16 protein-coding genes are annotated in these 12,170 nt (G+C 36.2%); 5 read left to right on the forward strand and 11 right to left on the reverse strand.

Annotated elements, in window-relative coordinates; translation table 11 throughout:
- Window positions 1-434 (forward strand): hypothetical protein (locus F6K54_RS29075; protein ID WP_293085546.1); only part of this gene is annotated, 434 nt, incomplete at its 5' end.
- A 137-nt stretch (window positions 435-571) separates the two neighbouring features.
- On the opposite strand, the gene F6K54_RS29080 is transcribed toward F6K54_RS29075, so the two are convergent.
- The 11 genes from F6K54_RS29080 to F6K54_RS29125 form a co-directional block, all read right to left on the reverse strand.
- The gene (locus tag F6K54_RS29080) at window positions 572-703 is read right to left on the reverse strand and encodes a hypothetical protein (RefSeq protein ID WP_293085548.1); all 132 of its coding nucleotides are present in this window, start codon (window positions 701-703) and stop codon (window positions 572-574) included.
- Between the two features lie 85 nt (window positions 704-788).
- Entirely contained in the window at window positions 789-893 is a 105-nt protein-coding gene (locus tag F6K54_RS43225) for a type II toxin-antitoxin system HicA family toxin (protein ID WP_366558259.1), read from the reverse strand.
- Complete coding sequence (locus F6K54_RS29085; protein WP_293085551.1) at window positions 890-1,093, reverse strand: type II toxin-antitoxin system HicB family antitoxin; 204 nt, start codon at window positions 1,091-1,093, stop codon at window positions 890-892. The genes F6K54_RS43225 and F6K54_RS29085 overlap by 4 nt, the downstream gene beginning before the upstream one ends.
- A gap of 278 nt (window positions 1,094-1,371) precedes the next feature.
- Complete coding sequence (locus tag F6K54_RS29090) at window positions 1,372-2,010, reverse strand: Uma2 family endonuclease (RefSeq protein WP_293085554.1); 639 nt, start codon at window positions 2,008-2,010, stop codon at window positions 1,372-1,374.
- Window positions 2,011-2,049: 39 nt separating this feature from the next.
- Window positions 2,050-2,238, reverse strand: a complete 189-nt coding sequence (locus F6K54_RS29095) for a hypothetical protein (RefSeq protein WP_293085556.1) — start codon at window positions 2,236-2,238, stop codon at window positions 2,050-2,052.
- Between the two features lie 5 nt (window positions 2,239-2,243).
- Window positions 2,244-4,760: a tetratricopeptide repeat protein gene (locus F6K54_RS29100; protein WP_293085560.1), complete on the reverse strand. Its 2,517-nt coding sequence runs from the start codon at window positions 4,758-4,760 to the stop codon at window positions 2,244-2,246.
- On the reverse strand, window positions 4,709-4,882 hold the full coding sequence (locus F6K54_RS29105; protein WP_293085563.1) for a hypothetical protein: 174 nt from the start codon (window positions 4,880-4,882) through the stop codon (window positions 4,709-4,711). The genes F6K54_RS29100 and F6K54_RS29105 overlap by 52 nt, the downstream gene beginning before the upstream one ends.
- 299 nt (window positions 4,883-5,181) lie before the next feature.
- On the reverse strand, window positions 5,182-6,567 hold the full coding sequence (locus tag F6K54_RS29110) for a serine/threonine-protein kinase (RefSeq protein WP_293085566.1): 1,386 nt from the start codon (window positions 6,565-6,567) through the stop codon (window positions 5,182-5,184).
- Between the two features lie 204 nt (window positions 6,568-6,771).
- Entirely contained in the window at window positions 6,772-7,350 is a 579-nt protein-coding gene (locus F6K54_RS29115; protein ID WP_293085568.1) for a DUF2062 domain-containing protein, read from the reverse strand.
- Between the two features lie 413 nt (window positions 7,351-7,763).
- Window positions 7,764-8,114 (reverse strand): XisI protein, encoded by a 351-nt coding sequence (locus F6K54_RS29120; protein ID WP_293085571.1) that lies wholly within the window; start codon window positions 8,112-8,114, stop codon window positions 7,764-7,766.
- Window positions 8,090-8,518 (reverse strand): element excision factor XisH family protein, encoded by a 429-nt coding sequence (locus F6K54_RS29125; protein WP_293085574.1) that lies wholly within the window; start codon window positions 8,516-8,518, stop codon window positions 8,090-8,092. Before F6K54_RS29125 ends, F6K54_RS29120 begins: the two co-directional genes overlap by 25 nt.
- Before the next feature lie 252 nt (window positions 8,519-8,770).
- Here F6K54_RS29125 and F6K54_RS29130 point away from each other — a divergent pair, with 252 nt between their 5' ends.
- From F6K54_RS29130 to F6K54_RS29145, 4 genes are all read left to right on the forward strand, one after another.
- The gene (locus F6K54_RS29130) at window positions 8,771-9,682 is read left to right on the forward strand and encodes a hypothetical protein (RefSeq protein ID WP_293085577.1); all 912 of its coding nucleotides are present in this window, start codon (window positions 8,771-8,773) and stop codon (window positions 9,680-9,682) included.
- A gap of 97 nt (window positions 9,683-9,779) precedes the next feature.
- Window positions 9,780-10,100: a hypothetical protein gene (locus F6K54_RS29135; protein ID WP_293085580.1), complete on the forward strand. Its 321-nt coding sequence runs from the start codon at window positions 9,780-9,782 to the stop codon at window positions 10,098-10,100.
- 375 nt (window positions 10,101-10,475) lie between these two features.
- Window positions 10,476-11,846 carry a tRNA uridine-5-carboxymethylaminomethyl(34) synthesis GTPase MnmE gene (mnmE, locus tag F6K54_RS29140; RefSeq protein WP_293085583.1) on the forward strand — a complete coding sequence of 457 codons (1,371 nt, stop codon included), beginning with the start codon at window positions 10,476-10,478 and terminating at the stop codon, window positions 11,844-11,846.
- Between the two features lie 94 nt (window positions 11,847-11,940).
- Window positions 11,941-12,170, forward strand: a 230-nt coding sequence (locus F6K54_RS29145) for a hypothetical protein (protein ID WP_293085586.1), incomplete at its 3' end; no start/stop codon positions are given.

Raw genomic sequence — 12,170 nt, forward strand, 5'->3', positions numbered from 1 at the left:
AATACACACAGTACAGGAGAAAAGTTAATTCTATGACTTCTACTATTATTACTAATTTAACTACTTTTTTAGAAGACTTAAAAAGTGCTGATTTAGTTGGTATTTCTATGATTCCTAAAAATATTGGATTACGTCTTGATTTTACTTACGGTCCGGAAGTAGGGGATGTAGCCATTGAACTATATCAAATTGTACATCTTGTTCTTTCTCAACCTCTTAATTATGAGGAGACAGGTTACTGTTTTTGGGTGGGAGAAGTTAAACTTCAACAGTTATCTGAAACCGCTTCTGAAGTATTATCATCTTTATCTTATCCTTTCACTAATTCTCAACATTTAACAACTCCATTAATCCAGTTTTATTTGGAAGGGGATATTTGTTTAGAAGCAATTTGTCAAAGTTATAAAATTTTTCAAGAATTTAGAGGAGAATAATAATTAAATTGGTTAAATAGACTTATTTTAATTTTGACGTATGATTAGCGATCGCTCTTTCCTAAACCAAGCATATTTGAGCAGCGATCGCTACTAAACCATCTAGAAAAAGTTAACCTCAAATCAATCAGCTTTCTTCACAACAAATCTAGGAATTTCTCAAGGTCTATTCTTGCTTGTTTTAAAATTACGGCTAAAGTCGAACGCTTAACAGAGCGATGAGCTGGAACTGTCAATTTTAACACTCCATCTGGCATTTGTTTGTGCAACCGAATGTGATATCAAATCTGGTTAAATACCCTCACAATCAATAGCTTAAAACCCTGATTATTAGGTTATTGGATCTATGTGCAATTAGGCGGATTTGATATGACTACCCCTTTGACGGACTACTACCCAGCCATCACGTTTTAAAGCAGCAATAATTTGCGTGTAGGGAAGATTGGGAACTTTACTCATAATGCTAATTCCTTGACGATCGCTCTTGCCGACTTAGGAAATTCATCTTCAATGGGTTCAAGGTAAAGTTCTATAGCTTCTTGGATATTAGTCATTGCCTCCTCAATAGTTTCTCCTTCACTAATACAACCAGGAAGTGATGGAACATAAACGGTATATCCACCTTCCTCACTTGGTTCTAATACTACTTTTATATTCATAATTATATCCGTTAACTAATTTATTGATTTTAGCATGAGAGTTAAAAGATTATCCTGTAGGTACAGGGATGATTTTTTTTGGTAAATTTGGGGAGATAGCTGTCGCTAGGATCGCCGACATGAAACCCTATGAGACATGACAACTTATTTTATTTTTTTTAGGATACCTAGCATCGGAGCATCTTACTCCCATGCTAGACATTCCTTGAGAACGCGGAAATGTTTTTCACTCCTATTCCCTAATTTCCTGTTCCCTATTTCTTATTTCTTATTTCCTACTATTGAAACTGACTTAATAACCAAGTATAAATTGGGATTTGATTTTCTTGACGAGTGCGTTGCAGCACTTCTTCTAAGAAAGAAATTGCTAAACCAGGCAAAACTTGAGACTGGTTAATTCTTTGACTACCTCTATTGGCAATGGCAAAGGCAATAACTTCTACCTTCTGCACGTCAACTATCCAATATTCAGTAACATTCATTGCTTCATACAACAAACGCTTTTCCCCTTTATCATCAGAAAGAGAAGTATTGGCAATTTCTATAACTAGATTTGGTGGGGGAGAAATATCTAAGTTAATAATAGATGTTTCGGGAGGAATTACATCTGCATTTTCTCCGATATAATAGGAAATGTCTGGTTGAGCTGCTCCAAGCCCTGTTTTTCGGTAAGTGCAATTATCTATACAGGTGAGGTTAATGTTTTTGATACCAGCAAATACATTAATTGCTGTGATGATAAGTGCATGGTCTCTACCGTGCTTGTATCCTAATGGTGACATTTCAATTCTAAGTTCTCCGTTGTGGTAATAAATTTTAGCTTTTTCGTAACTTGAGTCTTCAATAGTTTGAATATATTCTTGCCAGGTGGCAGTCATCCAAGTATTTGTGGGTAATTGGGTTTGAGTTTTGTTCATGGGTATTTTAGCGATCGGCACGCTCCAATAATAACGCAGTTAATAAATATTGTAGCATTTTTGAGCCATTTCAGTTATTAGTAAAAAGCGATCGCTCCTTTCTCTGACTAAAAGAGCGATCGCCTCGGTTATACTAGAAAAGTTAGTCCGTCTACTACTACCTCTCACTGTCTCTATTAAACAGATATCGACTTTACTTAAGATAATATCTGAATGCTTCCATCCCATTATTTTTATTGTTGTTCCCGATATAGAGCTGCTGCTTTCTCTAAATCTTCATTAGCTTTTTGATTGTTGCCTATTCGCGAATAAGCTGACGCCCGCCGAGAGTGAAGTTTAGCCACTTGGGCTTTATCCCCTACCCTGATTACAGTCAATGTAAACTCTTTAATTTCTCTTAGAATTTTCAGGGTGACTTCAGTTCCAACCTCTCCTTTTATATATTTATTTATAAAGCTTGACAAAGTGTCAGCATTATCAGATAAGAGAAGTTTTCCATCAGCTTCTAAAATGATGTCACCACTCTTTAAACCTACATTGAATGCAGGGGAGTCTTTATTGACCTGTGTTATTTGCAAAACTAACTTTCCTCCTAATTTTACTTCACCTAAATTAACACCAATACCTGCAACATTTGCTTTGCTTAGTCCTAGAGTATAACTTTTAATTGCTGCTTCATAATCTTTTTGCTGATAAAGTTTATCTCCACGTTCTATGTAGTATTGAAGGAATTGCTGAATTTCCTCTAGTCGTTTTACCGCAGTTTGATATCCTTCAGTGTTTCCTTGTTGCTCATATAGAGTTGCTGCTTTCTGGAAATTTTCGCCAGCTTTTAGTTTTTCACCATTTTGACTGTATGAAAGAGCTAGCGACTCATAGTATGCAGCCTTCTCTGGTTGTAAACGAATCGCTTCTGTGAAATCTGCGATCGCTATTTTAGGTTTTTTCTGTTCGTAGTATACAAGTCCTCGGGAGTGGTAAGATGAAGGATCATCAGGTTTCAATTCTATGGCTCTGTTGTAGTCTGCCAAAGCTGCTTCATAGTCTTTTTGCTCAAAAAATACCTTGCCTCGATTAGAATAATAGAAAGCGTTATCAGGTTTCAATTCTATGGCTCTGTTGTAGTCTGCCAAAGCTGCTTTATAGTCTTTTTGCTCAAAAAATACCTTACCTCGGTGAAGATAGTATATAGCAATATCAGGTTTCAGTTCTATAGCTTTTTTGTAATCTGCCAAAGCTGCCTCGTAGTCTCTTTGCTGAAAAAGTACAAGACCTCGGTTAGGATAAAAAGAATGAATACCAGGTTTCAATTCTATAGCTTTGTTGTAATTCGTCAAAGCTGCTTCATAGTCTTTTTGCTGAAAAAGTAGACGACCTCGGCTATTGTAAAGTAAAGCACTATATAAAGTATTACCAGGTTTCAATTCTATGGCTTTGTTGTAATCTGCCAAAGCTGCCTTATAGTCTCCTTGACGATAGTAAGCATCACCTCGATTGGAGTAATACGAAGCACGATCTGGGTTCAATTCTATGGCTTTGTTGTAATCTACCAGCGCTGCCTCATAGTCTTCTTGACTAAAAAGCTGCTTGCCACGCAAATTATAGCTTTGATGTGGCGGTTCTGAGTCGAGACTGATAGCTTTATCGTAATCATCTATTCCTTTTTGCTTTTCCTCTAGAGCAAAATAGCCATTACCGCGAATCGTGTAAAATCGAACATTATCAGGTCGTAAGCGTAAAGCTTTTTCTAAATCTTCCGTAAACTTCTGTCTATTTCCTTGTTTCGCATAAATAAGTCCTCGTTCCGCATAGGCAGTGGCAAAATCTGGTTCTGCTTCTATGGCTTTATTCAAATATTCTATCGCTTGAGCATAGTCTTCCTTCCTTGTATATATTGCCCCTTTAGAAACATAGTAAAAGGCATTACCTGGATTCAGTTCTAATGCCTTATTGATATCTGCGATCGCTTCTTCGTAGTCTTTCTCTTCCCAGGTTGCTTTTTCAGAGTCTTCAAGCGCGACCCTTGTCCAAGCACGTCTGAAATAACCAAAAGAGTTATCAGGATTAATTTGAACCGCTTTATCGACAGCCTCCAGAGCTTCTTGGAACAACCCCATATCCGACAGAATATTACGTTTCCATTGATAAAGAATAAAATAGTAAGCGTTTCCTTCTTTAGCAACAATTACTCCTGAACCATTTTCCAGGTCTGACCTGGTAATTAACACAGAAATCTGTTGGGCAATACCATCAACTGTTTCTATCAATTGAGCGATCGGTTCTGGGGAAGGCTTCTCAACCCTTACTGGTACACTATTGTCTGAGGCAAACTGGGGAGCAAGTTGAGCCAACTTATCTATGGGAACTCCCCAACTAGAGCGCCTCATGTCAGCTTTTAGGTCATCATTGGGAGGAGTACCATCTTCATATATATAGGGATGGCTGAAACTGAGAGCGTGTGCAAAAATACCATTAATGCCAATAACTTCACCCTGACTATTGAGTATTGGTCCCCCACTCATACCCTTTTCAACGTCGGCAGTGTAACCAATGAGATAACCTCCCTCTAATGGTTGTTGTAATACAAAAGAGATTCTGCCTGTTTGGAAAACAAATCCATTTGCATCCGAGGAGTCAGGTTCAAAAGGAAATCCGGCTACATATACTGGATCGCCTACATCAAAAGTTGTTGAGTTCCCTAGAGAGGCGACAGCATAATTCTGACTAGCATTGAATTGCAACAATGCCATGTCATTGCTGCCAAAGTAAGTTCTTTGTTGTTTCCGGCAAAACTCGGTTGACGAGATGTAACAATACTAACAAAAGTAACTGCACTTGCAGCTATTGTTAACAGTATAAATTTAATTTTCATACTATGACTCCTAATAATTTTTCTGGACAGGTAAGCCCAAGACGAGAATTTCCAACCTAAACTTATCAGTTAAACTCTTGAAAAATCACTCATAGGAGTAGCAATTTATTCAAGAATTGTCAAGCTAGAAATTAGAGTTTTTTTGTAAAGTACAAATTATATCAAACCCACTTAATTCCTTACAAACCAAATGTTCTATGTTCAGACATTAGCAGATCCTTTGACTCCTGGCTCCTGGCTTCTGACTCCTGACACCTAAATTAACTATCTAAATTACACCGATGGTACTAGATTTGATATTACCTGTTTTTTTGGCAGACATTTATACGGGAAAATAATTCTCCTTTCCATAAAATATCTCTAAGAATTTTGCCACTTGGTAAATGACCAGGTAATGCTTCACTAAAAAAATTAAGTTCTTGGTCAGATATCCATATTCCTTGTTGTTGCCAACCCACCGTCTTACCAAATTCATTAAAAGTATTTGGGTTGTATTCCCCTATGGTATTACCTGTTTCTTCATACTTAGATTTTTGAACCCTGAGACCAAATTTTCCCTGGGAAGATTCTTGCCAAAGTTGACTGAGATGAACTAGATCTTTACAGGGAAATTTTTCAATTTCATCTATTTTGAAAAAAGCTTCACCATCTTCACTATTTTGTTTAGTTACTTCCAGCATAATATCTATAGTTTCCTGATTTGCATTTTGCCAATCTTGACTTTTTAAATGTTTTTCTAGCTGATTGTAATTTCCGATTAATTCTGGTCGTGGATTTTGATTTTTTATAATAGTAAATAAAGATATTCCAGCTATTGCAGCAAATACTGAACCGATAATAAACTTAACTGGAAACTTACGCTGCTTTGAGGAAATACCTACCAGGTCTTGCAACGCTTCACTAGCATTTTTATAGCGTTCTTTGTAGTCGTAGCGCACCATTTTTTTCAGAACATTTGCTAATTGCTTGCTAATCTGAAAATTTTCCCAACCAATAATTTCACCAGTATTATCCCTTCGTATTTCTTGAAGATATAAACCAGTAATTGCTTGGATAGCAAGAATCCCAAGAGCATGAATATCACTACACAGTTTAGGAAAGCCATTCGCTTGTTCCGGAGCCATATATATAGGAGTACCAACAGCAATAGTAGGAGTTGTTTTTCCTTGCTTGTTTATGCTTAAAACGCTGAGTTCTTTCACTGCTCCAAAATCAATCATCACCAGCTTATTATCTTCCTCGCGACGCATTAAGTTTGAAGGTTTAAGGTCTCTATGAATGATATTATTATTATGAACATACTTTAATATTTCTAGTATTTCTAGAAGAAGCCGAATTACAGAGGTTTCATCTAATCGCTTGCCAGGAATTATTTCTTCATCCAAATCATGTCCTTTAACAAACTCTTGAACTAAAAAAAATTCACCATCTTCCTCAAAATGTGCTAATAGCTGCGGAATTTGCTCGTGTTGCCCTAATTCATATAGAGTTTTTGCTTCTGTATCAAATAACCGTCGTGCTATCTGTAAAACTTCTGGACGAGGATTTTTCTTCAGTTTTTTAACAACACATTGGGGATGACCTGGTAAAGCCATATCTACGGCCAAGTAGGTTTCTCCAAATCCACCTTCCCCTAAAAAATCGGTAATTCGGTAGCGACCTAGTAGTGTTCTGTCAACTAGCATATTTAGTACAAGTATTGGACGCTCCTATTTTGTCATATTTTTTTAATAAAAAGGGAATAGTCATTTCAGTTATCAGTTATCAGTTATCAGTTATCAGTACCTCTGCCATAAGGAGGCAAGAAAATACGGAATTATCTTTTTTTTATCCCCTTAAAAGGGGAGGAGCATACCCACAATTCTTCGGTAAAGAAGAGAAAACAGCATTTATGAATTGCTTTGATCGGGAAAATTGTTAATCAATTGAAGAGAACTTTTTTTTCGGCGATCGCGACGCCACAAACGAATCAATTTTAACCCCACAAAATAACTGAATGTTCCACAAATTATACCCATTACTAAACAACCTAAAAATAGAGCTACTACAAACTGACTTCCATATTTCATTAACTCTTGAAATGAAATAATACTATCAGGCATAAATTCCTCTTGAGAGTTGAGTAATAATCGACCAATTTGAAAGTTAATTGCATAAATTGGTACATAAGTCAAGGGATTACTCACCCAAGTACCAGCAGCGGCAGCAATTTTATGACCCCGGAACAAGGTTGCTAGTGCTACACCCACTATAGTTTGCAGACCAAAAATTGGAAATAATCCGGCAAAGACACCCGTTGCTAAACCTCTAGCAATATATTCTGGAGTTCCCCGCATCCGAATGAAACGCCAGTATAAATATCGCCCATATCTATACAATCTTGGTGCTTTATCTCTATTTGATAGAGATTTTTTTGTAGTCAGTTTAGGTGGTAGTTGCTGAGGAATTTGTGAGAGATTTTTGAACATACTTAAATAAATTTACTTTTGCTGAATATTATAGCTTTAAGCAGTTATTTTAATCATTATAGCCATAAAAAATGAGGTAGTTCTGTATACCATTACTATATAGGAAAAAGAAATATCTGGCACGGGAGCAAGATGCTCCCACTGCCGTACTTCGTAACAGAAATAATGACAATATTTCCAGCCTCTTTATTCCAGGAGGTACTGATAACTGATAACTGATAACTGAAATTACACCCCATACCCAGATATTAGATGTAGGTTGGGTTAAGCGGCAGCGCAACCCAACAAAAAAGTTGGAGTTGCACATTTGTTGTTGGGTTTATCCTAACGGATAAGCTGGCGCTAACGTACCTCAACCCAACCTACGGTGAGATTAATAATAACGATCGCCTGCCAACACTACATAACTGAAATTACACTCCATACCCAGTATGTTGACGAATCTCAGGAGGATGAAAAGCAAGTACAATTCTATCCTTCGGTACTCCTGCATCCACAAGTTCATCGGTAATGCCATCTTCGATACCATCGTGGTGAATCCAAATTTTATCATTTCTGATTTCAGCATGAACAACGGTACCATATAAACGGAGACCATTTTGCCATCCTTCGTTGACTAACAGAAAATGGTTGCGATCGCTACTAACAATCACAAATGTTTTCACATCACCATAACGGCAAGGGAGATCGGCGTAGTATTGCAAGATTTTGATGAGTGTTTCACGCCATTTTTCCTGATCTAGGAGTTGACTTGTGGTTTCCATTCAATAATTTCCTCTATTTTGGCATCAAAAATAAACAGACGAAAACCAGGTTCTTCTAACAAAAGTTGTCCGACTTCCTGCTTAAAGAAAGTTTCAAAAACATTGCGCTCGACTGCCAAATATATTTGACGCAATGAGTCTTGTTTCTTAAGTATTCTACTATATAAAAAAAATTGCCCCCATGCTTTTTCCAGCTCATTAACTAGAGAAGCACTCATAAAACTTTTGACTTCAACAGCTATTTTTGTAGCACCTCGTTCCGCAGCAATCAATTTTTCAGCACCCATATCAACTAAGACGTTACGAATGCCAATTCTAAGAACCAGTGGATCGTCAGTAATAGTCCAAGAATCTTTGATCAAAGCAGTTTTGACAGTATCGTCATGAAAGTCCTTAGCAGCCATGAGGTAGTTTTTCTGTAGTTTGATATTTAATTAATTGTAGGTTGGGTTAAGCGACAGCGCAACCCAACAAAATGTAGCTAGGAGTTAGGTATAATATAGAATTATAAACAATTTGTAGGGGTTAACGGCTGTTAACTATAAATGTAGAAACATCTCTGTAAAATGAATCATCTGATGATGTTTGTTACTATGATTATTATCGCAGAAAAAAATCAAATTGTGAAATTATTTACAGTTAATTGAGGCAAGAAAATGATTCAAGAAAAAAGAGAAGTATTGGAAAAAATTGCTCTGCTTATTGAAAGTTTACCGAGTGAAAATTTGTTGGCAAAATGTTGGACTGAGGAGCAAAAGGAGACATGGCATAAACAGAGAAAGTGGAATATTTTGATTGCTAAATTTTGGCGAAAAAAACATAATTTAATCAAAGGTGATGGTTTAGATATTGCTCTTAAGAATAAAGAAATTGACAAACTTGAAGAAGAGGGAATTGAACTGCTGGTAGAATACTACATTACCTTATTGGATATTGTAAAAATTGTCCATCCTTATGTAGATTTTTTCCATTCATTTCTTCGATATATTGTTTCTACTGCTGATTTTTTATCTGTGCCATTACCCAAGATTTTTATTGACCTTTTCCTAAAAAAATTACAACAAGAGTATTTGTTTAGTTCTCCTTATGGGCTTTTTTATGCAATTTTAAAGGAAAATGAGAATGAGATTTTCTCTGTGTGTTTAAAACCTTACCAAGAAATATCTTTAACAAAAGCACAAAAAGGAAGCAAATTGGTCGAACAATTTTTACATAAAGGAATGAAAGATGGTTGTTATTATCAACCAAATGATGATGAATTTACAAAGCTAAAAAAATATTTTTCTTGGGAAGATTTTTCTGCCTCATGGCAAAATATGACATTAATGGCTGGTCAATTAGCTATTCGAGAAAAATTGTTAGATAAGAATAAGGAATTGTTACTTAAGAAGAAATTTGAGGAATTTAAGGAATTTGAGGGATTTAATAAATTAACAATGAAAATTTGTATATTAAATGGAACTGCTAGTCGAAAACGGAAATCAAAAACATGGGATAAGCGTTCCTCTGTTGCCTGGAAAAATGGGAGAAAAGCTTATGCTGAAGGTAGTGTATATAAATTCCCTTAACAGAACTTAACATCCAGAACACATTTCCTCTACCTCACAGATAAAGGTATTAAGCTGGAATAGTCAAAGTTCACATCCTACAAAACGGGAGAAAAAAATGTTGACTTCTAATACTCCAAAAACTCAACTATTCCAACCTAAGAATATATCTGGAATAACAATGGAAAAATTTTTAAACAACATGGAAGAAATCTGTAAATTAGCACTAAGTCTAATATTTGATCTAATTCATGCAATTAAAGTTATGAGACAGTTATTTCAAAATCATCAAAGTGAAATTCATCAACTTCAAGAAGAAGTTAGTAATCTAAAGATGGTTATCCGCAATAAAGATGAAAAAATTCAAGAATTAGAATGTTTAGCATATTTTGAATCTCCAAATGGAGATGCTATTTGCAATAGTAACTGTTCAGATTAATCTCAATAGTCAGGGACTTGCCTAAAAACAAAGCACCAATTATTTTAAGCATAACCTGTAAAATTTATTTGGTATATTAATAATTTCCAAGTCCCTGAATACATTAATAAAATTAAATAATTACTTGATGCGATCGCTCATTGGATACTTTAAATAATTATCATCAAATTATTACTGAAATTCTGGGAGAATATACTAAGAGAACATCTATTAAGAGATAGCTTTCATTATTCATTATCAATTTATGATAATATAAATCATCTGATGATTTTTGTTGCTATGATTATTCTCACAGAAAAAAATCAAATTCAGTATTTCCAGCTTCCTGCTGATAACTGAAAAAAGCTGATAACTGAAAAAAGCTGATAACTGATAATGACTACTATTGCCGCGATCGCTACTGCTATTATCCCCCAACAAGGAAGTGTGGGGATAGTCCGGATGTCTGGTTCTGAGGCAATGAAAATTGCTAAAACCTTATTTCATGCACCGGGGAAGCAGGTTTGGGAGACTCACCGCATTCTCTATGGTTATATTCGCCATCCCCAAACTGGGCAGTTAGTAGATGAAGCTTTGTTATTAATTATGAAAGCTCCTCGTTCTTATACTCGTGAGGATATAGTTGAGTTTCACTGTCATGGTGGAATTATCCCCATACAACAAGTATTACAATTATGTATTGAGGCAGGGGCACGACTGGCACAACCAGGGGAGTTTACTTTACGAGCTTTTTTAAATGGAAGATTGGATCTGACTCAGGCTGAAAGTGTTGCGGATCTTGTGGGTTCTCAGTCTCCTGTGGCTGCTCAAGTTGCTTTGGCTGGTTTACAGGGTAAGTTGGCTAATCCAATTCGTCAGTTAAGGGCTAACTGTGTTGATATTTTAGCAGAGATAGAGGCTCGCATTGATTTTGAGGAAGATTTACCACCTTTGGATGAGTGGGGAATAAGTAAAGAAATAGATAGTATTTTGGTAGATTTGTCAAGAATATTAGCAAGTGCAAATCAAGGGGAATTGTTACGCAATGGTTTGAAAGTCGCTATTATCGGACGTCCGAATGTGGGCAAGTCGAGTCTATTAAATGCCTGGAGTCGTAGCGATCGCGCTATTGTGACTAATCTTCCTGGGACTACGAGGGATGTGGTAGAGTCTCAGTTAGTGGTGGGTGGTATCCCGGTGCAGGTTTTGGATACGGCGGGTATTCGAGAAACTGAAGACCAGGTGGAAAAAATGGGGGTGGAGCGATCGCGTCGAGCTGCTGAGTCTGCTGACCTTGTTTTATTGACTATTGACGCTAGTTCTGGTTGGACGGAGTTAGATGAGGTTATTTATCAACAGGTAAAACATCGTTTTTTAATTTTGATAATTAATAAGGTTGACCTGGTTAAGTCGGAATTTATGGAGTCTATTTTTTATCCAGAAACTATCAAGAATGTTGTGACTACAGCAGTGATTAATAATCAAGGAATTGAGGAACTTGAAGCAGCTATTATTAATTCTGTAAAATTGGGTAATTTGCAGGCAGAAAATCTAGATTTTGCGATTAATCAAAGGCAAGCAGCAGCTTTAACTAGGGCGAAAGTTGCTTTGGAGCAATGTTTAAATACAATTAAAAATAATTTACCTCTAGATTTTTGGACCATAGATTTAAGGGGAGCAATTTATGCTTTGGGGGAGGTTACAGGAGAGGATGTAACAGAGTCTGTTTTGGATAAAATTTTTAGTCGCTTTTGTATTGGGAAGTAATTTCTCGGAGTTTTACTATCTACTCTATATTTTCTATTTTTTTTTCTTTCGTCTCAATATTTGGGTATTTGGGTCATCATTATCTATTATACCAATGCCCAAAAGTATTGCTATACTTGAGCAGTACTTCAGTTGTCAACTAATCAGTACAAGCAAAATCACTTTTTTGCTAATTTCAGCTAAGTTAATGTTAATTATTCTTATGTTTGCTTCTCCCTGTAGTGACGTTGCATGCAACATCCCTACCCACTCCCCTACTCAACAAAATGTAGAAAAGTTTTTGAGAAATGGTATTAGACATCGGGTGCATCTTCCTAGTCCCTG

The sequence above is a fragment of the Okeania sp. SIO3B5 genome, assembly GCF_010692555.1.
Taxonomy (GTDB): Bacteria; Cyanobacteriota; Cyanobacteriia; order Cyanobacteriales; family Microcoleaceae; genus Okeania.